This is a genomic window from Claveliimonas bilis (genome assembly GCF_030296775.1).
Classification (GTDB): Bacteria; Bacillota; Clostridia; order Lachnospirales; family Lachnospiraceae; genus Claveliimonas; species Claveliimonas bilis.
The window spans coordinates 572,938-598,472 of record NZ_AP027742.1 but is presented as its reverse complement, the minus strand read 5'-3'; the positions used below and the strand labels follow the sequence as shown (position 1 = coordinate 598,472).

The 25,535-nt window shown below is 45.4% G+C and carries 19 protein-coding genes and 2 pseudogenes; 5 read left to right on the top strand and 16 right to left on the bottom strand.

Annotation, left to right across the window (positions count from 1 at the left end; translation table 11 throughout):
• The first annotated feature begins 402 nt into the window (after positions 1–402).
• Complete coding sequence (locus R2J37_RS02810) at positions 403–1,638, top strand: MFS transporter (protein ID WP_256194134.1); 1,236 nt, start codon at positions 403–405, stop codon at positions 1,636–1,638.
• An 88-nt stretch (positions 1,639–1,726) separates the two neighbouring features.
• On the top strand, positions 1,727–2,845 hold the full coding sequence (locus R2J37_RS02805) for a glycerol dehydrogenase (RefSeq protein WP_316266172.1): 1,119 nt from the start codon (positions 1,727–1,729) through the stop codon (positions 2,843–2,845).
• Positions 2,846–2,943: 98 nt separating this feature from the next.
• Here R2J37_RS02805 and R2J37_RS02800 read toward each other — a convergent pair whose 3' ends face one another.
• The 14 genes and pseudogenes from R2J37_RS02800 to R2J37_RS02735 all read right to left on the bottom strand — a co-directional run bounded on the left by R2J37_RS02800 (position 2,944) and on the right by R2J37_RS02735 (position 20,104).
• Positions 2,944–3,975: a GntR family transcriptional regulator gene (locus tag R2J37_RS02800; protein ID WP_230107176.1), complete on the bottom strand. Its 1,032-nt coding sequence runs from the start codon at positions 3,973–3,975 to the stop codon at positions 2,944–2,946.
• 18 nt (positions 3,976–3,993) lie between these two features.
• Positions 3,994–6,378, bottom strand: a complete 2,385-nt coding sequence (locus R2J37_RS02795; protein ID WP_316266171.1) for a pyruvate formate lyase family protein — start codon at positions 6,376–6,378, stop codon at positions 3,994–3,996.
• A gap of 56 nt (positions 6,379–6,434) precedes the next feature.
• The gene (locus R2J37_RS02790; protein WP_316266170.1) at positions 6,435–7,301 is read right to left on the bottom strand and encodes a glycyl-radical enzyme activating protein; all 867 of its coding nucleotides are present in this window, start codon (positions 7,299–7,301) and stop codon (positions 6,435–6,437) included.
• Between the two features lie 3 nt (positions 7,302–7,304).
• Positions 7,305–8,801, bottom strand: coding sequence for a xylulokinase (gene xylB, locus R2J37_RS02785; RefSeq protein ID WP_230107179.1), 1,497 nt, complete (start codon positions 8,799–8,801; stop codon positions 7,305–7,307).
• Positions 8,802–8,970: 169 nt separating this feature from the next.
• Complete coding sequence (locus tag R2J37_RS02780) at positions 8,971–10,071, bottom strand: ROK family protein (protein WP_256194122.1); 1,101 nt, start codon at positions 10,069–10,071, stop codon at positions 8,971–8,973.
• 169 nt (positions 10,072–10,240) lie between these two features.
• Entirely contained in the window at positions 10,241–11,188 is a 948-nt protein-coding gene (locus R2J37_RS02775; protein ID WP_230107181.1) for an ABC transporter permease, read from the bottom strand.
• Between the two features lie 5 nt (positions 11,189–11,193).
• On the bottom strand, positions 11,194–12,702 hold the full coding sequence (locus R2J37_RS02770; RefSeq protein ID WP_230107182.1) for a sugar ABC transporter ATP-binding protein: 1,509 nt from the start codon (positions 12,700–12,702) through the stop codon (positions 11,194–11,196).
• Between the two features lie 80 nt (positions 12,703–12,782).
• The gene (locus R2J37_RS02765) at positions 12,783–13,817 is read right to left on the bottom strand and encodes a sugar ABC transporter substrate-binding protein (RefSeq protein ID WP_316266169.1); all 1,035 of its coding nucleotides are present in this window, start codon (positions 13,815–13,817) and stop codon (positions 12,783–12,785) included.
• A gap of 83 nt (positions 13,818–13,900) precedes the next feature.
• Entirely contained in the window at positions 13,901–14,677 is a 777-nt protein-coding gene (locus tag R2J37_RS02760) for an SDR family oxidoreductase (protein ID WP_316266168.1), read from the bottom strand.
• Positions 14,678–14,873: 196 nt separating this feature from the next.
• Positions 14,874–15,923 (bottom strand): NAD(P)-dependent alcohol dehydrogenase, encoded by a 1,050-nt coding sequence (locus tag R2J37_RS02755; protein WP_230107185.1) that lies wholly within the window; start codon positions 15,921–15,923, stop codon positions 14,874–14,876.
• 73 nt (positions 15,924–15,996) lie between these two features.
• A complete protein-coding gene (locus R2J37_RS02750) occupies positions 15,997–17,169 on the bottom strand; it encodes an ROK family transcriptional regulator (protein ID WP_230107186.1) in 1,173 nt (390 codons plus the stop codon).
• A 222-nt stretch (positions 17,170–17,391) separates the two neighbouring features.
• Positions 17,392–17,802, bottom strand: a pseudogene (locus R2J37_RS02745) (D-proline reductase (dithiol) proprotein PrdA); the annotation flags it as partial.
• Between the two features lie 154 nt (positions 17,803–17,956).
• Complete coding sequence (locus R2J37_RS02740) at positions 17,957–19,036, bottom strand: M24 family metallopeptidase (protein WP_316266167.1); 1,080 nt, start codon at positions 19,034–19,036, stop codon at positions 17,957–17,959.
• A 3-nt stretch (positions 19,037–19,039) separates the two neighbouring features.
• Positions 19,040–20,104, bottom strand: a complete 1,065-nt coding sequence (locus tag R2J37_RS02735) for a zinc-dependent alcohol dehydrogenase family protein (RefSeq protein ID WP_316266166.1) — start codon at positions 20,102–20,104, stop codon at positions 19,040–19,042.
• A gap of 369 nt (positions 20,105–20,473) precedes the next feature.
• Here R2J37_RS02735 and R2J37_RS02730 point away from each other — a divergent pair, with 369 nt between their 5' ends.
• Positions 20,474–20,752 (top strand): type II toxin-antitoxin system RelB/DinJ family antitoxin, encoded by a 279-nt coding sequence (locus R2J37_RS02730; protein ID WP_256194113.1) that lies wholly within the window; start codon positions 20,474–20,476, stop codon positions 20,750–20,752.
• Positions 20,749–21,039, top strand: a complete 291-nt coding sequence (locus R2J37_RS02725; RefSeq protein ID WP_256194111.1) for a type II toxin-antitoxin system YafQ family toxin — start codon at positions 20,749–20,751, stop codon at positions 21,037–21,039. Before R2J37_RS02730 ends, R2J37_RS02725 begins: the two co-directional genes overlap by 4 nt.
• A 58-nt stretch (positions 21,040–21,097) precedes the next feature.
• Here the strand turns inward: R2J37_RS02725 and R2J37_RS15305 are convergent.
• Positions 21,098–21,181 (bottom strand): annotated as a pseudogene (locus R2J37_RS15305) (recombinase family protein); the annotation flags it as partial.
• A 25-nt stretch (positions 21,182–21,206) separates the two neighbouring features.
• Positions 21,207–22,097, bottom strand: coding sequence for a helix-turn-helix domain-containing protein (locus R2J37_RS02720; RefSeq protein ID WP_316266165.1), 891 nt, complete (start codon positions 22,095–22,097; stop codon positions 21,207–21,209).
• A 125-nt stretch (positions 22,098–22,222) separates the two neighbouring features.
• On the opposite strand from R2J37_RS02720, the gene R2J37_RS02715 reads away from it, so the two are divergent.
• Positions 22,223–25,504 (top strand): DUF5107 domain-containing protein, encoded by a 3,282-nt coding sequence (locus tag R2J37_RS02715; protein ID WP_316266164.1) that lies wholly within the window; start codon positions 22,223–22,225, stop codon positions 25,502–25,504.
• Positions 25,505–25,535: the final 31 nt, after the last annotated feature.

Below are 25,535 nucleotides of genomic sequence, written 5' to 3'. Positions count from 1 at the left end.
AAGAGCGCTGTCTGCGCACAACAGCATAATAAAAAAAGAGAAAAGCAACTAGTATAAAAGCGGTATATCCGCCTTTCCTGTTACTGTTCTCTCCTAAGCTCTTCTGGTAACTGCCTTTAGTATAAATCCTGATCTACAGGTTGTCAATTGTACATATTACATATTTTTGGACTCCCTTTTTTATGAATTATACCTAATTTTCTTTTTTATTTCCTTTTGCGATTGACATTTTTACACAAATCTTTTATGCTTTAGGATAGTTACAAGAGTGAAGAGAGAAGTAACGCTGCAAGGCATTACTTTTCTCTTTTTTGTTTCTTTTCTGTCAGAACCTGTGACTGCAGCACGGGAACTGGCGCTGTTTCATTATTATTAATTGTATAGTTTTTTGGAGGAATACTTATGGACAAGGCTTTTATCAAAAAATACGGCACGCTGCTTCTTCTGGCGGCCGGAGCTGGTATCATCTTCCAGCTTCCTTACATTCGTGAAACTTTCTATGTACCGATTCAGAACGCTATGGGACTTAGCAATGCCCAGATGGGTCTTCTGTCTTCGGGATATGCAACAATGGCAACTTTATCTTATTTTATCGGCGGTATGATCGCAGATAAGTTTTCAGCAAGAAAGCTGCTTACATTTTCCTTTATCGCTACCGGAGCTCTGGGACTTTGGTTCTCTACCTTCCCAAGCTTTGCAATCGGACGTCTGATCTTCGTCCTGATGGGAATCACTTCTATTATTACATACTGGTCAGCCTGCATTAAAGCGACTCGTATGCTGGGCGGAGAGGAAGAACAGGGACGTCTGTTCGGTCTTCAGGAAGGACTTAGAGGTATTTTGAATGCCGCCGTTGTATTTGGAATGGCATGGGTATTTGCACAGTTTACAGATGAGATCGCAGGCGCTTCTGCAGCAATCAAAGTGTGCGCTATCGTTGATATCATCATTGGTATTTTAAACTTTATCTTTATCGAAGATACAAAACGTGAAGAACAATCCGAGCCTGTAGGAACAGTTGTAAAAGAAATGTTCAAAACTCTTCTCCTTCCTCGAGTATGGGTGCTGGTTGCTATCGTTTTCACTGCTTACAGCGTATATGGTCTTGTAAGCTACGCTACTACATATGCACAGCAGTTCTTCGGAATGTCTGCTGCAACAGCTGCAACTCTCGGCGGTGTTCGTTACCTGATCCAGGGTGTTGGCGGTATCGTGGCAGGTTTTGCTGCTGATAAACTTTCCCGAGGCAAAGTTGTTATCATCGGATCTATTGGTATGGCTCTTTCCTTCCTGTTCTACATTTTAATCCCGGTTCAGGAAGGACTTCTGGGACTGATCATTTTCAACTTCTTCTTCGGCCTGTTCTTCATCTATGCCGTAAGAAGCCAGTACTTTGCTATCCATGATGATGCCGGTATCCCGCTTCGTTTAAGCGGACGTGTTTCCGGTATCGCATCTGCACTTGGATACCTGCCGGACGTATTCATGTACACAATCGTCGGCGGCTGGATGGACAGCTATGGACATACCGGATTCAACATGACTTGGATCTATGCCATTGTAATGGCACTCCTCTGTGTAGTCTTTACTTTCATTCTTTCTAAAGTTGCAAAGGATAAACTGCCAGAGAATGCTTAATTTCAATAAAAAAGATGTTCGGAGCTTGTATTCGGACATCTTTTTTTATTCAACAGAAAACTATTTTTTCTAAAAGGAGGGTCTGCTTATGCTGCCGCTTACTTCTTATGCCTGGGGTTCACCAGGCCGCTATATCCAGGGAGCCGGAGAACTTGACCGCCTGGCAATCCACACAGAAAAATTCGGAAAAAGGGCTTTTGCTGTCATTGATGAATTTTTCTACAAATCATTTACAGAAAGGCTGAACACTCTCTACGAGAATGCCGGAGGGGCTTTCTTGAGTTTTTTGTATCAGACCGAGATTACAAAAGAGCTTATTGAAAAAGCATCTGACGAGGCCAGTGGCTTTTCCCCGGATGTCATCATCGGAATCGGCGGAGGAAAAGCACTGGATACCGCCAAAGCCGTAGCTTCCAGGCTGTCCCTTCCCCTTGTGATTATCCCTACAAGCGCTTCTACAGACGCGCCCACAAGCGCCATGTCCATCATCTACAATGACGCACATGAACACGATGATGTCTACTATTACATCAAAAATCCGGATCTTGTACTTGTAGACAGCCAGATCATTGCAGACGCCCCGGTACGTTTCCTTGTATCCGGTATGGGTGATGCCCTGGCTACCGTCTTTGAAGGGCGCACAAGTATCCGCACCAATCAGCCCAACTATATCTGTGGAGAATCCGGCTCTTACATGCGTACCCGGACTGCCGCCGCCATTGCCGAGGAGTGTTATCGTACCATCCGCGAATTTGGCGTCAGGGCTAAGATTGCCAATGAACTTCATGTTGTTACGGATGCTCTGGATGCAGTCATCGAGGCAAACACTCTGATGAGCGGACTCGGGTTTGAGAATGTGGGCTGTGCCGCTTCCCATGTTGTGTGCAATGGAATCACAGCTGTTCCCGGCGGAGATAAGGCGCTCCACGGAGAAAAAGTTGCCTTCGGCGTCATCTGTCAGCTGCTTGCAGAAAATGAAGATATGAAACTGATAGAAGAAGTCATCCGGTTCAATTTAAGTGTAGGGCTTCCTGTCACTCTGGATGATATGGGAATTGCACCTACAGAAGAAAATTTTGATATCATCAGCGCCAACCCGCAGGAAACCGAATGGACCAGAGAACCATTCTATATGGATGCCGCAAAAGTAAAGGCAGTAGTTAAGACCGCCCATGAATTGGGAAAGCGTTATAAAAAAGGGTTATAAAAACTGTGCGCCGCCGGGCGTACCTGCAAAAAGAGGATTCTCCATACATATGAGGAATCCTCTTTTTGTTTCTGCCAATATGATCTATCCGGCATCTCCTATATTTCCTGTATCATCTGCCCTTCTACCAGATACATGGCAGGCTCCCATGTGCCTCCGGGGGCACACTGCCTCTCAAGAGATGTAAAAATCTGTTCTACTGTCTTTTTCATATCCTGGCGGTACATGATCGTTCCCAAAGGCGGAGACGGCAGTTTATCCACGGAAGCCACTGCAAGCTCCGGCTTTTCTCCTGCAGCGATCTCTGTAACAAGGATACCGCATTCCCTGTCACAGCAGAGCACTGCCGTTTCTTTTCCCTCCCTCTCTCCGATACTGCCCTTCAGAGCGCTTTCAATGATCTTCCGTCCTTCTTCTTCTTTCTTCCATGGGATCCTTAATACGATTCCATGCTCTCCGGCATATGTCCGATAGGCTTCCTCACGCATCCGAATACTGTATATCTCTGTCATATCCCATCCTACATATATAATCCTCTTATATCCCGCTTCTTTAAGAGCCTGGTACAATGTACTTACTGCACGTTCGTTGTTGAGAGCCACACAGTCCGCATAAGGAAGTCCTCTGTCAGAATCAAAAAACACAAGATTCATGCCAATGGCACGGAGCCTTTGAAGCTTCTTGCGATCTACTTGCAAATCTTCCAGCCAGACTACCGCATTACGAAGTCCTCTTTTATAAAGCCGGTAAAGGCTTTTTTCCAGACCTTCGCTTTTTGGCTTCTCTACATAGAGCACCAGAGTACCTTTTGTCTCAGCATATGCTTGAAATCGTCCGATAAATTCCGAGAAAAAGGGATTTCTGGCCGGAGCCACCAGGACGATCATATCCAGATCCGCCGGGTTGCCGCTGTTATGGAAAGTCACTTTTGTTCCCCTTCCCACTTCCCGGACAATAAGGCGATCTTCCTCCAGCATCTGCAGGGATCTTCGCACTGTGACCCGGCTGACATCCAGAACCTTCTCCAATTCACGTTCTGACGGAAGCATATCTCCATCTTTATAGTGGCCGGCAAATATTTCATCACATATTTTATTTTTCACTTTCTGATAGAGATTTTCGCTGTCCATAATATATCATATCCTTTTCTATAAACGGGTGGACTCCATATCCAGCCTCTTGATGATATCTTCCTGAATATCCGGAGACAGATCAAGGAAATTTACAAAAGTTCCATGGATCCTCATAATATAAACGCCGCTTGGCGCATATTTTTTCGGCTCGGCTAATACTTTTCGCAGCATTTCCGGCGTTGTCACATTGACATAGAGATAGAATGGTGAAACGCCTTCCTTCTGTGGATTGTAAAACAATGGATTCATGATCTTCTTCTGAAATTCCACACCTTTTTCCTCAAAAGTTTCCGCTTGGAAGTAGCCTGGATTAATCCCCAGGTGAGAAGCGCATCCTCCGTTCATCTTCTCAAACGGAAGCTTCATGTTGGACATTACCCGGAATCCAAGGCCGGAATGAGCCTCTCCGTACAGCGGATCAATGCCGTATCCCAGCTGTTCCCTTGCCTTTCTGCCGTCCGGCGTTGCGCCCACCCAGTATCCATACAGAAGATGTGTGGACGGGGAAGCCCAGTCTGCCCGGAAAGGATTGCCCAGATAATTTTTTTCGGCTGTCACCATATCGCTGACTCTGGAAGCAATATCCGCCGCCTCATCATCTACAATGCCGATATTGTTTCCATATTTTTTTGCTTTCATCAGATACTGATGCATCTCCGGGTCATTCTCAAAATTGGTCCGAAGAGCCTCCAACATTCTCCCGGCATCCTGTGGTCTTTCCCGAAGCAAAGTATCAATAGCGATAAAGGAATCCGCCGCAACAGAAAGACCGTGGATCAGACATCCGCTTCCATTATATTTTGTTCCCTGCTCTTTTGTATCACGGACATCCACGCCCGTTTCAATACCGCCCATCAAAGTGGAGAGAAAGGGAACTTGCAGAATAGAAATTGCCTCCGAAGCTGCGTTTGCGCATTTTACCATCTCATCGGTATATTCCTGAAGGTTATTATAAAAGATTTCACGAATATTTTCCAGTACTTCCTGGTCGGTATGATATCCGAATTCCTCCCGGCCTTTTCCGAACTTTTTGCCGGATATCGTGGAAACGCCGTCATTCAAAGACAACTCCAGCACTTTAGCCATATTCAGCCAGCTGTTTGTTGTGTTTCCGTTATCCTTCCCCATGATCAAAGGTTCCTGGCATCCGGCTACAGAATAGTCTTCCAGATCTGCGGGGTCCACATGGTTTCTATTTTTTAATATCTCAAATACAGAATCGTCATTAAAGAAGGAGGGGGTCAGGCAGCCCGGCGTAAACAGGAATCTTCCCAGACTTTCATACAGCTCCTTCGGTGTATTTTTATGGAGCTTTACAGACAGGATAGGCTGCGGAAGATTCATGTCATAGTAGGCATCCAAAAGGGCATAGGAAGTTGGATTTGTCATATCTTCACCCGCGCCTGATTTTCCTCCGATGATCAGATTCTGGGAAATCGCCCAGCTTCGGTCTGCCACATTATAGAATACGAGAAGGTGTTTTAAAAGGGCCGCCGCCATATCCCGGTCCGTATCTTCCATCTTACGGTACGGTTCAAAAATCCGGTCTGCATTTCCTACAGAAAATGCGTAGGGATTGGGGGTTTGCTCCAGACACATTACCTGCCACATCAAAATAAATGACTGAATAGCCTCATAGAGATTTTCCGCTCCGTTTTCAGGCACTTTGCGCAGCGTATCCGCCATAAGCCGAAACCGTTCTTTATCCTTTCCTTCACTCGCTGCCGCTTTCTCTTCTGCCAGATCTGCATATCTTCGGGCAATTACAAGAACGGCGTCCAGAGAAATATCCATCGCCTCATAGTAGGAGCGTTTCTTTGGATTCTGTTCCGCTTCCCTTTGAACCCCGATCCTCTCTTTCAGTCCTTTCACACCATCCTTCAGGACGTCTCTCATATCCGGAATGAGATGTCCTGTTACCTGTTCGATAAAATAAATCGCCTCGCTTGTATTGTCACCTGCAATATCATAGGCGCTGCACAGCGCTTTTGCAAACTTCGTCTTTTCATTATATTGCTTCAGATCGTCGATCCTCTCCTGCGTAATATCTCCGATGGGATCAATATCCCCGAAAACCGCCACCGGATCGCAGTAGCCGCTGAAGGAATCCACCGAAAACGCCGGATTGATAAGGGCGTAGGACCTGGCAAAGGCATCATCCTGAGTTCCCGCAAACACATGGTAATCACTGATCCAGAGCGGAAGCCTTTCCGCTACTTCCACCAGGGTTTTCGCAATGCGGATGCAATCTTCTTCTCCTGAAAATCTCTCATCACATTCCCGCATAATTTCTTTGGCAAGAAACCATCCTTCCAGATGATCCGTTGCTCTTTCTTCCTGAAATCTTTCTTTTGCCAGCTTTGTAATTTCCTCTGCATTTAATATGGTTTCAATTTTCATTTCAACCACTCCTTTCTGCCGCTTTTTCCACCATCAATTTCTTTCAATTCAAAAAATTATGTACGCTTATAATTACATTCTGCTTCTTTGATCCGTTCCCGGAACTGCCTCAGGGTATTTTCATTCACTCTGGCTTTTTCTGTCATCTGGTATTTCCATCCGCATTCTTCCCATTTCTTTTTTCCAAATTCATGATAGGCCAGCACTTCAAATGTCACATTGCTGCCGCCTATCTCACGGAAAAATGAAAGAAATGCCTCCTGGTCTTCCTGGCCGTCATTGACCCCTCCGATCAGCGGTACTCTCACATGCAGGCTTGGATGGATCTTCGCTGCTTTCCTTATATTGGCAAGGACAGTCTCATTGGAAAGCCCGGTATATTCTTTGTGCTTCTTAGGATCACAGAGCTTGCAGTCCATAATAAGCTGACCGACACATCCCAGCAGCTCTTCCAGCCTCGGATGTGCTCCATTTGTCTCCAATGCCGTGTGTATTCCTGACTCTTTCAATCCTGTAAGCGCTTCTTTCAGCTCTTCAAACTGTACGGTGGCCTCTCCTCCTGTAAATGTCACCCCGCCGCCATCATAGAACATCATAGCGTTATTTCTTGCTTCCTCCAGGATTTCCCCTACTGTTTCCTCTTCATAGGAAAGATACATTCCTTTTGTATTGTGCTCTGTCACACATTCCTTCCGGCTGCAGCTTTGGCAAATGGTCCTGTCTACCGTCTTTCCGTTAATGGCATGGTGAGGGCAAATAGATTCAAGAAGCCATTCCTCATCTGACACGATCACGCCTTCTACCTTCATCCCCTCCGGATTGGCGCACCAGGGACATTTCATATTGCAGCCCTGCAGATGGTAAACAAGCCTGTTCCCGTCGCCATCCTGGGAATAATTAAACCCTTTCTGAAAAATTTTCATGGCTTATCCTCTCACATTTTTGTGGAACAGATCCTGATTATGTCCGTATAACTCCCGGTAAATGGCAAACTGCTCCTCATAATATTTCTGATTCTCCCGGTCTGGCTCTACCGTCGTTTCGCTCAACTTCACCAGACGGCTGCAGGCTTCTTCACAGCTTCGATATTCTCCTGCTGCCACAGCCGCTGTAATGGCGGCTCCCACACAGGCCTGTTCATTATTTTCATTGGTAAAGATCGGCCCATTCAGAATATCCGCCTGCATCTGAAGAAAGAGACGGCTTCTCGCTCCCCCTCCTGACGCAATAATTTTTTGGTACGAAATACCGAGGCCTTTAAAAATTTCCAATGAACTGCGAAGTCCGAACACAATCCCTTCCATTGTACTTCTTATCATATGAGCCTTTGTATGCTTCAAAGTCATACCAAAATAAATTCCTTTTGCCTCCGGATCATTATAAGGTGTTCTTTCTCCACTCAAATACGGAAGAAACACAAGACCTTCGCTTCCCGCTGGGACCGTTCCGGCTAAAGCGGTCATATCATCGTAAGATTTCATTTCCAGCATCTGATTCATCAGCCATTTCAAAGCAACCCCGCCGCTTAGGTGCGCCCCCATCAAAAGCCACAGATCTTTTTTTACATGACAAAATGTATTCGTGCGAAACTTAGGATCATAGACCGGATGGTCAAAAGCGCCGGATATCTGACAGGCCGTGCCGATATTGGAAGCCAGGATTCCCGGAACAATGATTCCGTTTCCAACGCCCATCATCAAAGTATCGCCGCCGCCATATGCGATCAGCGTCCCTGCTTTCAATCCTGTCTGTTCCTCGCATTCCCCGGATACCTGCCCTGCAATATCACAGGATTCATGACTTTCCGGGAAAATCTCTTTTTTCAGTCCCAGCTTCTCAATAAGGTCCCAGGCCCACTGACGCTTTTTTGTATCAAAAATTGCTCCGCTGGAAGCGTCAGACATTTCCGTTCCGATCTCGCCGCACATCCGATAACGGATATAATCTTTGGGAAACATTACATATCTGGTTTTTTCGTAATTTTCCGGCTCATGCTCTTTCACCCACATAAGGGAGGAGGCAAGGAACCCTGTACTTAACGAATTTAAGATAACATTTCTGTAATTATCTTTTCCGATCACTTTATAAATTTCAGAGATTTCATCTCCTGATCTTTGATCCGCCCAGATAATTGCATTGCGGATCAGTTTTCCCCTGTCATCTACCATAACCAGGCCATGCATCTGTCCCGAATAGCTGATACAGCTAATCTGTGCCGCTTCCCCGGGAAAACGTTTCACCAAAGCTGCAATCGTCTGGCGTGCAGCCTGCCAAAGTTCTTCCATGTCCTGTTCCGCCCAGGAAAGCCTCTCCTTTATGATATTGTATCCAACCTGCTCCGTTCCGGCCACATTCCCATCACCACTGATCAACATGGACTTCACGCTGGATGTTCCGATATCAACTCCCATATAATAGCTCATAATCCGACCTCCTCTTCCTATTGGTATTGTATTATAATACCAATTTGTTGTCAACGCAATTTTGGCAAAGCGCAGTTTTGCCCGGGGGTGTCTGCAATTTTACCCGGGGATAAACGCAACTGGGGACGTAACAAAGTTAAACTTTGTTACGTCCCCAGTTAATTTTTTATCAAATACTTTCAAAAAATTCATCAATAAAATGGATCGCTGCTCCGGCAGCTGCCGCTTCCACTTTATATTTGCAAGGAACAAGATATTCCCTGGCCGGATCCCCGAACGGATTTCTCGTATCTATCCTGTCGCAGAGATCTTCCATATATTTCTCAATATAAGCTCCTACATATCCGCCCAGAATAATATCAGAGTCAAACAACATCCGAAGATTGTGGATTCCCAACGACAAATTGTCCAAATATTTATCCCACAATCTAACTGCCTCTGCATCTCCGGCATCCAGAAGTCCAAAGAACCGTTCCAGGTTTCCATCTGTATACTGATCCAGAAGCGTAGAACGACACACGGTATCGAAACACCCCTTACGGCCACAGTAACACTGTTCCCCTCCTTCCGGCACAACTGTCATATGGCCCACTTCTCCGCCCTTCTGGCTGTTTCCTTCATAAATCTTTTTGTCAAACAGCGCTGCTCCTCCCACACTGTTACTGAGACTTAAGTAGAAGGCATTCTGTATATCCTGCTCTTTCCACACCTCTGCATACCCTGCTGCAATCGAATCGTGAAACAGCTTATTTCTGTAGGGAATATATTTGGCAATTCCTTCCCTTGTTCTTCCGCCGAAATTCAGGGTCATTCCATACGTGACAATTTCTCCATCCTGCGAGACCAGGCCGGGAACTGATATGCCAACCCCCAGAAAATCTTTGTCTTTTATTTTAGATTTTCTTTTTACCTCCTCGACGATCACGCCGATTTCCTGCAAATATCCATCATCATCCAGATTAAAATCACGCTTCCTCCGAATCATCTGGATCACATCCCCCGAGAGATCCACTGATACACAATTAATATGATGCGCTGTCAAATAGAGACCAATAGCTGCCCTTGCATTTTTCACGTAAGAGTAAGCTGTTGCATTCCTTCCGCCGGTATTTCGGATTTTATCGGATGTATCAATCAGATGCAACTCTTCAAGATATTGAAGATTATGGGTAATTGTAGGAAGGCTGAGCTTCAGCCCCACAACAATGTCCTGTTTCGAGACAGCTTGCTGCTCCCTTATATAATGATATATCAACTGACTCTTTTTCAAAATTTTAACCTCTCAATGTTCAAAAATATACAATTTAATACTACTATTCTGCACACTAAAAGTCAACTTTTGTTCCTCTGGAGAAAGCAACTCCTCCGGCAAAAACATCATATTGTCAGAAAATCCCAGCAATATAACATTGCCGGGATTTTCTTGGCCTATATGGAATTTAGTTTGCTTGCTTTTTATTCTGGATACAGTCAAATCCAACTGCAAGTGCCAGCACAATACCCATAACGATGTTCTGTGTATAGCTGTCGATGTTCATAAGAACCATACCGTTCTGGAGCGCTCCGATGATAAATGTACCGGCCACAACGCCTGACATTCTACCGGAACCACCGGCTACGGACACACCACCAAGTACAACACAGGTGATTACTTTAAATTCATAGCCTGTTCCTGCATTCGGGGCACCGGAAGCTGTACGGGACAGAAGCACGATACCTGCCAGTCCTGAGAAAAATCCGGAAAGTGCAAATACAAGATATTTTACTCTTCCTACACGGATACCGGAAAGCTTCGCTGCCTCCGGGTTACCTCCAACCGCATAGAAATAACGGCCGAAATAGGTCTTGTTCAGGATAAAAGCTCCTACTATGAAGCAGATAATCATGATAATAACAGGAACCGGAACAGGTCCTACATACCACTGGCCAAATACATTGAAAGATTCTGTAAATCCATAGATCGGCATACCATCACAAATGATATACGTCAATCCCGAAAAGGCGGTCTGTGTCGCAAAGGTCGCAATCAGGGCCGGGATGCCGATAGTGGATACCATAAAACCGTTCAGTACACCTACCAAAGTAGAGAGTACTAAAGTAATCAGTGTTGCCAGAATCCAGTTTACTCCGGCATTTACCATCAGGTAAGCACAGACAACATTTACAAAAGACATGATCGAACCGATAGAAAGGTCGATGTCAGCCAGCAAAATAACAAATGTCATACCGATGGAAGCAATACCAAATACAGCCACCTGACGAAGCAGTGTAAATATATTGCTTGGGTTTACAAATCTTGGGTTTGCCACCGTAAATCCAATAACAAGGACTACTAATACAATCCAGATGGCATGTTCTTTTAATTTAGATCCTACATTACTCTTCATATGGTTTAACCCTCCTCCATTCTCGCTGCGGATGCATATGCCATGATCGTTTCCTGGCTGAACTCACTCTTCTCCAGAGAACCGGTCATATTTCCTTCTGAAAGAACAACAATACGGTCAGACATACCCATAAGCTCCTCCATTTCGGAAGAGATCATGATGATCGCCTTTCCTTCTTTTTCTACCAGCTCGTTCATCAGCTTATAGATTTCATACTTCGCGCCTACGTCAATACCTCTTGTAGGCTCGTCAACAATAATCAGTTCTGCATCAGCAGCCAGCCATTTCGCCAGAATAACCTTCTGCTGATTACCACCACTTAAATTCTTGACAAGCTGCTGCAGCGACGGAGTCTTGATCGCCATACTCTTTTCATATTTCTCTGCAGTTTCTCTCTCAACTTTGGAATTGATCACGCTTAAAGTCGAGTTTCTCTGATAGATCGGCATATTGATATTGTTTTTAATAGACACTCCCAAAAGTGCGCCATGACGCTTTCTGTCCTCAGGTACAAGGGCAATTCCGATATCAATTGCTTCTCTCGGACTCTTGGGATTAATTTCCTTGCCTTTAAAATATATCTCTCCGGACTGTTTTTTTACTGCGCCGAAAATCATCTGCGCCAGTTCTGTACGTCCCGCTCCAACCAGGCCTCCAAGACCGAGAATCTCACCTTTATGTACCTTCAGACTGATATTTTTATCACCGTTTCCGGTCACATCTTTCAATTCCAGTATTACTTCATTTTCGTCTATGCAGTCTCCTCTCGGCGGATAGGTCTGTGTCAGCTCACGTCCTACCATAAGCTTGATCAGCTCCTGGACATGACTCTCTTTTGTAATAAGAGTCTTGATGTATTCGCCGTCACGAAGAACAACAATTCTGTCTGACAGACGGTAGATTTCTTCCAGACGATGAGAAATATAAATAATTGAAACTCCCTCTTTCCGAAGTCTTTCCACCACTTCAAACATACTTTCAACTTCCGCGCTTGTCAAAGGTGCGGAAGGTTCATCCATAATCAGTATCTTCGCATTCTGCTGGATTGCCTTGGCAATTTCCACCATCTGCTGATATCCGACGGTCAGATTCTTCATCAGAGCCTTCGGGTCAATTTTAATATGCAACTGTTCAAACGCTTTGGCAGCCTCTCTCTCCATAGCCGCCTTGTCGATAACAATTCCTTTTTTAATAGGCCTTCCCAAAAATAAGTTTTCTGCTGCCGACAGTTCCTTTACGTTATTAAATTCCTGGTAAATAATCGCAATTCCATTCTCTGCTGCCAGCTGCGGTGTCATGCTTGTAAATTCTTTTCCATTGACTATAATCTTCCCGGAGGTGGGGATAACTGCTCCGGAACAACATTTGATCAGGGTAGATTTTCCGGCTCCGTTTTCGCCGATAAGGGCCAGTATCTCTCCCGGTTTCAACTCCAATGTAACATCCTTCAGCGCAACAACACCCGGGTATTCTTTTCTTATATGCTGTAACTGCAATACATATTCTTCACTCATGTTCGTCCCCCTGTGGCTTATATTATTTAGAGGCGGAATACACCGCCTCTATCTTGTCTTCCTGTTACCGAAGGTTGTTATTACATTCCTGCGAGGATATCATCAATGTTATCCATGTTGATAACAGATGTCGGTCTGAATGTATTGTGATCTTCTCCCTGGAAATCATCATCGCCTGCTGCTGCAACTTTCTCAATCATTTCCAGACAAGCAGATGCTGTATCTGTATTGGAACCTTCAAATCCTACGATACCTTTTGCTGCTTCATCGCCAGCTTTGATGGAGTCTAACTGCTGCATTGTAACGTCAGTTGTAAATACTCCAACATTTGCCGGAATTTTTCCAGCTCCGCCGTAGTGCTGAAGAAGTGCCTGGTTTGCGCCGTTCATCGGGCCTGCACCTGTTCCAACGAATACCTGGCAGTCAGGATGCGCCTGAAGAACTGTCTCAACGTTTGTCTGAGATTCCGGAGCTTCCAGACCTTCTGTTGTTGCTACGATCTCATAGTTATCTTCACAGTATTTTTCCAGTCCGGATTCAATACCCTGCTGTCTCTCTAACAGAACCTTTGTAGAAGGATATCCGATAACGCATACTTCTGCTTTATCATCTGCTGTAAAGTTTTCGTTGATAAATTCAGCAGCCAGCTTTCCGATCTCTTCACCGAGGGCTGTATTGTCAAGTACCCAGTTGGCTGTGGTGTTTTCCATCTCATCATCCCAGCACATTACTTTTACACCGGCGTCAAGGGCTTCCTTACAAGCCGTTTCAATAGCGTCCGGATCGGATGGATGAACCATGATTACGTCCACACCTGTTGTAACAAAGTTCTCAATCTGTCCAACCTGTGTTGCAGCGTTGTCTTCACAGTCGATCAGAGTATACTCATATCCTTTGTCTTTCATGAGTTCTTCCAGCTTGGACATAACGCCTGCCCAGTAGTCGTTCTTAAGGGACTGGATCGTAATTCCTATCGTCAGAGAACCATCCCCGCCTTCCTCAGAACCGCTGTCTTCGCTTCCGCTGTCGCTTGCCGGCGCTTCTGATGAGCAACCCATCGCCATTGCTGAAACCATAGCCGCACACAGCAAAATACTTACAACTTTCTTCTTCATACATTTTCCTCCTTGAAAATAAATAATTTTATAGCCTCTGCTAATAGCTATCGCAATAAATAACCTCTGGCCTTTAGAAGTTTTTAGAAGCAGGTAAATGCTCCGTCCACAACAATGTCCGATCCTGTTGTAAATGTACTTGTATCTCCTGCCAGATATACCAGAATTGACTGAAGTTCTTCCGGTTTTCCAACTCTTCCCATCGGAGCCATCTCATTCCACTGTGCCATCAGAGGTTTCAGGTGTTCTGCCTCAAGGATCAGCTCTGTTCCGATATATCCCGGGCTGATGCAGTTTACGCGGACGCCTTTTTTCGCCCATTCAACAGCAAGAGATTTTGTCAGAAGGATCACGCCTGCCTTAGATGCATTGTATGCACACTGTGGCTGCGGTACATTTACGATATGTCCTGACATGGAAGCTGTATTGATAATGGAACCGTATCCCTGTTTCATCATCTGTCTTCCTGCTGCTGTTGCACACAGGAATACTCCGTTCAAATTGATATCGGTTACTTTTCTCCACTGCTCATATGTCATTTCTTCTGCTGGAACATTGATACAAATTCCGGCGTTATTAAAAGCAGCATCCAGCTTTCCGTATGTCTCAACAACCTTTGCAACCATAGCTTCAACCTGTTCCTGGTTGGTTACATCCGCCTGGATCGCAATTGTCTTTGAGCCTGTAGCATCTGCAATTTCTTTTGCTACTTTTTCAGCTCCTTCCAGATTGATATCTACGATCGCCACATCAGCTCCTGCCTCTGCAAAAGCCATTGCCGCACATCTTCCGATTCCGCTTGCGCCTCCTGTTACATAGATTGCTTTTCCATCAAGTCTCATGCTTTCAATAATTCCCATTTTCTTTGCTCCTTTCAGCCTTTCCTATTAAAGAAATTAGTTTTATTTATTTCTTTAATAAAATGGTTTTACAAATCTATTTTATGCATTTAATTATATACAACTCTTTTTCTTTGTACAAGATGCAATATTTCACAATTATTTTTTTAACATTTTATACAAATTGCATAATGTTATTTATTTAGCAATCTGGGTATTATTTAGCAATTTTCACAACAGCCTTCACAATCTCTGCTTTTTCATTTATGCTTCGATCCATGGCATTCTGGATGTCATCAAAGTCAAAAATATGTGTTGCAATTCCTTTCAAATTTACTTTTCCCTGTGCCACCGCATCAATTGCCATCGGGTAAATGTGGCGGTAGCGGAATACCGTCTTAAAAGTAATCTCTTTATCCAGAGCCAGACTCATCATCATATTCATCATGCCTGTCTTTCCATAACCGACAAGAACTATATTGGATCCTTTCCTTACGACCTGAATGGCCTGATTTGTGGTAATCTCAGTTCCGGCAGTCTCAATGGCAAGGTCAAAACCTTCTCCGTCTGTCAGTTCTTTTGCTTTCTCCAGCACATCCACATCCTTGCTGTTGATCACGCCGTCCGCGCCAAGTTCCATAGCCTTGTCCAGCCGCTTCTGCATAATATCAACCACATATACTTCTGATACTCCGCTTGCTTTTAAAGCCATCATAGATACAAGGCCGATACATCCCGCTCCAAATACAACTGCTTTCTGTCCGATATGAGCGCCTCCCTGATTCGCCGCATGAAAACCAACTGCCAGAGGCTCGATCAGAGCTCCCTCCAGTGTGCTCACATTATCGGGAAGTTTAAAGCAAAGAGCAGCCTCATGAGCCACATACTCCTGGAACACTCCGTCTACCGGCGGAGTAGCAAAAAAGACAACATCCGGACAGAGATTATATTTGCCTTCTCTGCAAAATTTGCACTTGCCGCATGTTTTTCCCGGCTCCAGGGCAACACGGTCGCCCACTTTCAAATGAGTCACATTTTTTCCGACTTCCACAACAGTGCCTCCCGGCTCATGTCCAAGAACAAACGGAGGCTCTACCACATAGTCTCCTATCCTTCCCATCTCGTAATAATGCATGTCGCTGCCGCAGATTCCGACATATTCCAGTTTTACCAACACCTCGTCATCCTTCGGAACAGGAATTGGTCTTTCGGTATATCCCATCTTTCCAATTCCGTTCATCACAGCAACTTTCATATTTCCTTCCATCACAATGTCCTCCTGATTTTTATTTTATACTTTAATAATGTATTTAATAAAGTGTCGAAAGGAAAAGACACTTTTATATCGTGTCTATATACCTCTCTATCTGCAGGATGGCTGCTCCGAGAGCCGAAGCCTCCTTCTGATACCTGCATGCGTCAATATAACTTCCGTCTTTTTCAAAAATATTTTTTTCCGCTGCCAGCCTGCGGATCCTGTCTATATAAGGGGAAATGTTGCTTCCCACATATCCTCCCAGAACGACCCGGCAGTCAAAACACATCCTGAGATTATCAACAGCAATTGCCAGATTCTGAAGATATTCTTCCCATACCTTCTGAAACTCCTCATTGCCCGCTTCCATTTCCAGGAAAAATCTCTCCAGATTTCCCTCTGTCCTGTCTGCCAGTTTCAAAGCGGAACAGTAGGCGTCTACACATCCTTCTTTTCCGCAGTAACACCTTTCTCCTCCCGGATGGATCACCATATGACCAAATTCACAGCTCCTCCAATTGTCTCCCTCATAAAGACTGTAAGTATCTCCCTGCCATGGCGACCAGAATTTGATCCTTCCCAGATCATCACGAAAAAGAGCTGCTCCTCCGACCGTATTGCTCAAAGAGAAATATACCATATTTCCCGGTATTCTCCTGCCACTGATCTCCGTCACCGCCGCTGCATTGGCATCATTGACAAGATCACACCGATAGGGCATTTTCTCGGTCCAGCTCCTGCAGGATACATTATAGACTCCCAGCGCATGAGAATTAGTAATGATCTGCTCCCTGCTGTTAATAATAGCCGGCATGGAAATTCCCATTCCCTCGATTTTCTCCGGAGGCACATCCCATTCTTTCACAAACTCTTCTGTCAGGCGGGCTAACTCCGCAAAATAATCATCCGAATAGACAAAGGGTTTGCGAATCCTTCTGTGATTCAATGCACGACCGGAAAGATCTGTGTATGTAATGCTCACATGGTTTGCCGTAATATCCAGCCCCACCGCATATCGGCTGTTCCTTACAGCAGTAAGGATCTTGGCTTTTCTTCCTCCGGTAGATTCAAACTCGCCGTTTACCTCTACCATCTGTCTTTTTTCCAGCTCATTTACAATAGAAAGCACGGTAGGCGTACTGATATGCAGCGCCATTGCAATCTCCGGCATGCTCGTCTTTTCTCTGCTGTTAATATAGCGAAACACTCGGTTTCTGTTCAACTGTTTAACTTGGATATTACTTGCATTCCCTTTCATTTCTCTTTTTTCACCGTTTCTCCATTGTTAAAGGCATATTTATTATATGCACTATATTTGTACAGATTCAATAATTTCCTCCTCCATTTTCTTTTCTATTTGTTCAACTTCCTCTAAATTCTTACATCCACCGGCAAAACAAAATCAGAACACTCAAAAAAGGATGCCGCTGAATTATATTTTCAGGACATCCTCTGCCATTTTGCCGTCATATGTTCTCTAAACAGGAAGTTCCAGGTAAATATCCTTTCCTTCTTTGATGGAAATTACAACTTTTCCTCCCTTTACTGTTGCAACCGCTCCCTGAACGCTTGCTGCCGCTTCCACAGCTGCCGGCGCTTCCGCCTGCTCTTCTTTAGTCTCTTCTTCTGATTCTACCGTATCTTTGAACCCTTCTACATTATCAGGGGTCAAAGGTGAAAGAGAATCACTCGTTTTTGTAAGCTTTGCTCCCAATACCTGTCCAATCTTCAGACATCCTTCCAATGACAGGAGCCCTGAATCCACCAGTTCGTCAAAGATGGCCGGATCTTCCAGATTTGCTGCTTCAATTGTAATCCCTGCCTCCGCTCTGCAGCACAATACTGCTGGATCATTTGCATGTTGTTTGGCTGTTTCAGCTGTAATAGACATAATTCTTTACCTCCTAATTCTTCTTTTGCAAAGAACATTTTCTCTATCACTAAGTATAGTAAGCTTATCGGACAAAAGCCAATTGTTTTTCCGTATATACTTATAGGCTGATTCTATAGCCCTCAAACAAGATGCTATTTCAGACACATTGATTTTAAGACACTATCAGGATATCTGCCACATCCAGGCTTCCGTACTCTGTCTCCACAACAGTGCACGGCCAGTCCTTAGTCCTTGTCAGGATCTCAACCCGTCCATCTTTCAGATAGGTTGTCTCCTCACATTTTGTCCCCAGGATTGTCGGGTTCCATGCATAAGCCTGCCCCTCCCGGAGAGCGCCTTTTGTATCCGGCGTGACCACAAATTCTCTGCAGCCGTATCCGGTAGGTCCTCCCTGATGGTGCATTTTCCACTCGTCAGGCCACCCGGCCTCATCATAAAGCTTTTGCACCTTCCGGAAATATTCACTGTATGCCATTCCATCTTCCATCATATTCTGCATAGATGCAAAAATATACTGGGTCTTTTTCATTCTCGCTGCAATCTCTTTATCTGGCTTTCCATAACTGACAATCCTTGTCATACTGATGTTCAGTCCGTATTTTTCTCCTCCCAGAACTACCATTAAAGATTTTTCTATTTTCTTATCTGTAGGAACGGGATGGCGGTATTTCAAAATCCGGTCGTCGCTTCCCACCAGGACACAGTCCGGGCTGACGCCCTTTTCAATACACCGGCACTTCAGCATAGCTGCCACTTCATTTTCCGTCTGTCCGGGACGCGCATCTTTCGCTACTCTCTCTACGATCCGGGCACATTCCTGTCCGATTTCCCGATACCGCTCCAACTCTTTTTGGCTAAGCTGCATCCGAAGATCCACAAGCTCTCCCTGGACATATACAGTATCGGAAATACCTGTATCGGAAGCATACTTCTTTCCCCTGCAGCAGTCTGCAAGAAAGCCGTCAAGAGTCTCATACCACGGGGCAAGAATACACTCTGCCCCCAGAGCATTCTGCTCTTCACTCATTCTCGGGCAGTCGCTGCTGTCAGCGATCATCTTCACTTTCCCGGATTTTTCGATCACAAGAAATGCAATACCGACTTCCCCATTGGTCACTACTGCATTTGCGTTCTCTTCTGTGATCCATTTGAAATTATCTCTTCTTCCGAGAACGACGCCTTCATAAGAAGTCGTTCCCAGCCACTTTACAATTTTCTCTAAATTGCTCATTTTCTATTCCATCTCCATATTTACACACACTTTTCCCGTCTTTCCTGTGGCAAATACACGATATGCTTCTTCTGTCCGGCTAAGAGGATACCGATGTGTAATGATCTGGCTTGGATGGATCTTCTTGCGGTCAAGGAATTCAACCAGGCGCTCCATGTTTGCCACGGATGTTACCCAGGATCCGTGAAGAGTCAGATTTTTGTGAAGCAGAAGCGGACTTGGTTCAAAAGATACCGTGCCCTGTTCTCCAAGGAACACAACCTGCCCCCACATTCTTGCAGCCTCCAGACATCTGTGCCGTCCGATAGCGCTTCCGGAGCAGTCAATGGCAACTTCCACTCCCTTGCCGCCTGTATATTCCATCACATTTTTCACTGCATCGTCATCACCCATAAATACCTGATCTGCTCCGATCTGTCTTGCCATCTCAAGGCGCTCCTTGGCAATATCAACGCCGATCGTCTCGGCTCCCATAGCCTTTGCCAGGATCAGGGCCGCCTGTCCTACGGGGCCAAGTCCCATAACAAGAACACGGTCGCGTCCTGATACATTCGCCCTCAAAAGTCCCTGATATGCTGTTCCGAATCCGCAGGCGATCATGGCACCGTCTTCATAAGTAAGAAATTCCGGCAGATGAATGCAGGTCGACACATCCGCTACCATATACTCTGCAAGCGCGCCGTCTCTCTGCCATCCGTAAGCCCGTCTCTCCGGCTGCTGACAGTTGATGAAAAATCCCTTCCGGCACTCGTCACAGTATCCGCATCCCTGGATATGGTATACAACTACCCTGTCGCCTTCCTTAAAATCCAGGACGCCTTCTCCTACCTGTACTACCTGGCCGCTGGGCTCGTGTCCTGCGATCACGTTGTCATATCTTGCTCCCCCGGTCTTATCCGTATGTTCATGATAAATAAATTTAAGGTCACTTCCGCACAGGCTTGCTGCCTTCATTTTCAAAAGCACCTGTCCGTATCCCGGCTTCGGCACATCCTGTTCCACCTGCTCTACCCGGTCGCCTCCCGGCAGTTTCATACCGATCATTTTTTTTGGCACTTCATAACTCATATCCGTTCTCCTCCTTAAATGAATACTTAAGAATGCGGGTTCCCAAACAAAGAACTTCCGCGAATCACTGAATGATTTCTTACCCATATCTTAATACTTTCAGATCACATCCAAAATTAATTATCCTTCAAATTGATGGACTATATTACTATTTATTCAGCCATGCGTCTATCAAGCCAGACACCCGTACAAGTTTACTTGTAAAAGGGTGAATGGCGAAGATAGACATATGGCGTTTAGCCATAAGCGAGGATTTAGCTGCGACTCCGACTCCCTTCTATGAATTTGCAGTTAAATATTCGTGCAAAGTATTGTTTTCTTCGTGCAAACGTCATATACTAAAAGTACTGATAGAAAGGGGTTGATGATATGGCTGGAAATACCACAAACATCAGTATCCGCATGGACGCGGATCTGAAAGCACAGGCCGATGCTCTTTTCAATGAGCTGGGCATGAACCTAACTACGGCGTTCAATATCTTTGTGCGCCAGTCTCTTCGTGAAGGCGGTATTCCCTTTGAAGTGAAGCTGGAACAGCCCAACAAGGAAACAATTGCTGCCATGATGGAAGCGGAAAGGATTGCAAAAGACCCGTCTATAAAGGGATACAATGACCTTGATGAGTTGTTTGCCGACCTCAAAAAATGAAGAAAACAAAGTACAATGTCAAGTATACGACCATTTTCAAAAAAGACTACAAGCGGGCAATCAGGCGAGGCCTGAAAATTGAATTGCTGGAACAGGTCGTGGAGCTGCTGTCGATGGGAAAACCGCTGCCGAATAAAAACCGCGACCACGATCTGTCCGGCGATTGGATAGGCCATCGGGAATGTCACATTCTCCCAGACTGGCTACTCATTTACCGTATCGAGGATGATGTGCTGGTGCTGACGCTGACCCGCACCGGGACACACAGCGACTTGTTCGGCAAATAAACTTGTCTGCCGCCGTATAGGAAAGCCTGTACGGCGGTTTTCTGTGTGCAAAAAGAGTATTCGATATGGAGATGCTCTCGCCCTGTAACTCATCATCGCGGGGCAAACGTTCATACAGAAGGGTGATTTTTTCGTTTCTTATGACTGTACCTTCTGAAATGAACTTCTTATGGCTGGATCAGCTCTTTTTCCCGATATTCCTTCGGAGAAACGCCTACCATCTTTTTGAAGATCCGCGAAAAATAGTAAGGGTCATTATAGCCGAGTCTTTGTCCGATATCCACAATATAAAGATTGGTGGATTTCAAAAGCTTGCAGGCCTCCTGCATCTTCAGATTAATAAAAAAATCCACCGGAGCACGGCCGGTATATTTCTTAAAAGCGGCATTGATATAACTCTTCGACAGCTTCAGTTCATCGGCAATATCCTGCAGTTTCAGATTCTCATGCAGGTGTTTGTACATATATCTCACCGCTGCTGTGACATGCCGGTTCTGTTCGCTGGCCTCATCTGCCTTTTCCCGAAAATAAATTTCTGAAAGGATCAGCATGAGCACCTGGGAAATGTAGATAAAATTTCCCAGCGTATAGTTGCGCTCCAGCACCTGAAACAACAGATCAAACAGCGTAATGATCCGGCTCTGGGCATGTCGGGAATTGATCTTTGTCACTTTCTTTTCCTCTAACGGGAAATATCCCACATTCTCCCCTTTAAAATGCATCCAGAAAATACTCCATGGATTCTTTTCATCTGCATAGTACCTGTGTCCCTGGCCTCCCGGAATGCAGAACGCCTCCCGTTCATGAAGCACGTATTTTTCCTCTCCCACATGGATATAGCCTTCACCCTCCACACAATAGATCAGAATATATTCCGGTGTCCCCTCCTCCCTTTCTCTGTAGTGGTGGCGCGCCCTGGGGAAAAATCCGATATCCGTCAGGTACATCCCCTTTATCAGCGGATGCCCTGCATAGTTTCCAAAGGACTCTGTAGGAATGATAAAATACTGCTCATCCACAAAACCGTCTTTTTTCTTTTTCTCGTTTTTTTCCATCATGTTATGATAATAGCAACTTTATGGAATATTGTCCATCATTACAAACGATATGATATTTTTCCCAAAAGACAGATATGATACTTTAATGACAACAGATCAATCACAACAAATAAGGAGTGAATATTATGAACGCATCAGTAAATGTCTGGGAAGAAAATGTCGTTATCCCCACTTATAAAGTTTATCCGCCGGAAAAAGGGCCTCTGTTTATTGAGAACCGCGCATATCAGGGAAGCAGCGGAAAAGTATACCCCCTCCCTGTCACGGAGAAGATTTCGGATGAAAAAGAGGATGTAAGCTATCATGCTGTTTTTCTGGAAAATGATTTTCTGAAAGTCATGGTGTTCCCGGAACTTGGCGGAAGGATCCAGCGAGCCTATGACAAAACTAACGGCTATGATTTTGTCTATTACAATCACGTGATTAAACCGGCTCTTGTGGGACTTACCGGCCCCTGGATCTCCGGGGGAATCGAGTTTAACTGGCCCCAGCACCATCGCCCCAGCACTTATTCTCCTGTAGACTATTCCTTCTGCAAAAACGAAGATGGCTCCGCCACTGTTTTTGTCAGCGAGACCGATAAAATGTACGGCACAAAAGGAATGGCTTCCTTTACCCTGTATCCCGATAAAGCTTACATAGAGATCAAGGGGCGTCTGTTCAACGGCACAGATACTCCCCAGACATTTCTGTGGTGGGCAAATCCGGCCGTTCCGGTAAATGACCATACCTACTCTGTCTTTCCGCCGGATGTGCACGCGGTAATGGATCACGGAAAACGCGCCGTATCTACCTTCCCTATTGCAACGGGAGAATACTATAAATATGATTACTCCGCAGGAATCGATATTTCCATGTATAAAAATATCAAAGTTCCTACTTCCTATATGGCAGCCCATTCTGACTTTGACTTTATCGGAAACTATGACGAAGAGAAAAAAGCAGGTCTTCTCCATGTGGCAGACCACCACATCTCTCCCGGCAAAAAACAGTGGACATGGGGAAATGCTGATTTCGGACGTGCCTGGGACCGCAACCTCACTGACGCTGACGGGCCGTATATCGAACTGATGACCGGCGTTTTTGCCGACAACCAGCCGGACTTTACGTGGCTGAAGCCTTATGAGGAAAAAACATTTGTACAATATTTCATGCCCTACAAAGGCGTGGGAAGAGTGAAAAATGCAACCAAGGATGCCATGATCAACTTTACCGTAGAGGATGGAACCGCCAATCTTCTCCTCTATACATCCGGATGCTTTGACAATCTTCGTCTGACTGTTTCCAGAAACGGAGCACTGCTCTATGAAACAACACTGAACGCTGACCCCTGTGAATATTTTGAAGATTCCTTTGCCACAGACCTTACAAGCGCTGACGGCTGTGAAGTAACTGTGACAACCGAGCAGAACGAAATCCTAGTAAGCTATCAGGCCATAAAAGAAGAACTGGAACCCACCCCGGATCCGGCAGTTCCGCTGGCTGCTCCCGAAGAACTGAAATCCACAGAGGAACTTTTCTTAGGGGCACAGCATCTGGAGCAGTACCGCCATGCAACCTATGAGCCGGCAGACTATTATGAAGAAGGACTCCGCCGTGATCCTACCGATATCCGCCTGAACAACGGCTATGGTCTGCTTCTTCTCAAGAGAGGCCATTTTGAAAAAGCCAAAGAACATTTTGAAAAAGCCATCGAAAAACAGACCTGGAAAAATCCCAATCCTTACTACGGAGAGAGCTACTTTAATCTCGGGCTTGCCCTCAGATTTTTAGGCGAAGATGAAAAAGCCTTTGATGCTTTCTATAAATCCACCTGGAGCATGGAAACACAGAGCGGAGGATTTTATCAGCTGGCTGCCTTAAGCTGTAAGAAGCGCCTCTACAGCCAGGCACTGGAGTTTATTGACAAATCTCTCATTTACAACTGGCACAACATGAACGCCCGCACATTGAAAGCTGCTATTCTTCGTGCTCTTGAAAGAGACACAAAGAGCTTCCTGGCGGAAAGCCTTGAGATCGATCCGCTTTCCATGGGCTGTCTCTACGAAAATGCAAAAGCAGAAAATGACATGGATGCCTGGGTAAATGTAATGCGCTCTCCTTCTCACAATTACCTGGAACTCTCCCTTCTTTATATGAAGGCGGGATTCTACCAGGACGCTGCAGATATTCTGGAAGCCTCACCGGAAAAAACACCTATGACTTTCTACTACCAGGGCTTTGTATTTACAGAAATGCAGGATAATGAGAAGGCTGCTACCGCTTTTATGAAGGCTGAAAAAGCGAACCCTGACTACTGTTTCCCAAATAAAGCAGAGGAAATCGTCATTCTTCAGCATGCAGTAAAGGTTCTTGGCACTGCTCCGTATGCACACTACTATCTTGGACTTTTATTCTATGACAAAAAGCAGTACGCAGCTGCAGCTGCCCAGTGGGAAACTTCCGTTCAGGAAGACGGAACTTACGCAATGCCTTACCGCAATCTTGCCATTGCTTACTATAATAAAGAAAAAGATCCCGCTAAAGCGTTGGATGTCATGAAGAAAGCGCTGGAACTGGATCCGTCTTATCCCCGTTTCCTTCAGGAGTACGACCAGCTCCTTGCCAAAAATAATGTCTCTGTCAAAGAGCGGCTGTCCGTCCTTGAACAGTATCCGCATCTTCTGGAAGAAAGAGATGTCCTCTATCTGGAATACATTACACTGCTGAACAAAACCGGACAGTATGACAAAGCGCTCACCTGCCTGAAAGGACATATCTTCCATCCATGGGAAGGCGGAGAAGGCAAAGTAAGCGGTCAGTACCGCTATGCCCTCACAGAAAAAGCCCTTCAGGAAATGGATGCCGGAAACTACCAGGACGCAATCCGGCTTCTTACTGACACCTTTACTTATCCGGATAATCTGGGCGAAGGGAAGCTGCCGAATGTACAGGATAATATGGCAGAATACTACATCGGCCGCTGCTACGAAGCGATGGACGAACAGGAAAAGGCCAAAGAATACTTTATCCGTGCATCCGAGGGCCTTTCCGAGCCTTCCGTTGCACTGTACTACAATGACCAGCCCTCGGACACCATTCTCTATCAGGGGCTTGCCAAAGACGCTCTGGGGCAGACCGACAAAGCAAAGCGGGATTACCACCAGCTGAAAGCCTTCGGAGAAAAACATATCTTTGACAAAGTATCCTATGATTACTTTGCTGTCTCCCTGCCGGAACTGGAAGTATTCCCCAATAACATCCAGATGAGGAATACCATATACTGCCGCTACCTTATAGCTCTTGGCGAGATCGGTCTGAAACATTACAGCACCGCTTCCGGCATGCTGGATATGGTGCTTCAGATGCAGGCAGACCACCAGGGTGCGATCCAGCATAAAGAACTGCTGAAACGCCTCCAGGCATAAAACTACATAAAACTCACCATGCAATTTGCAA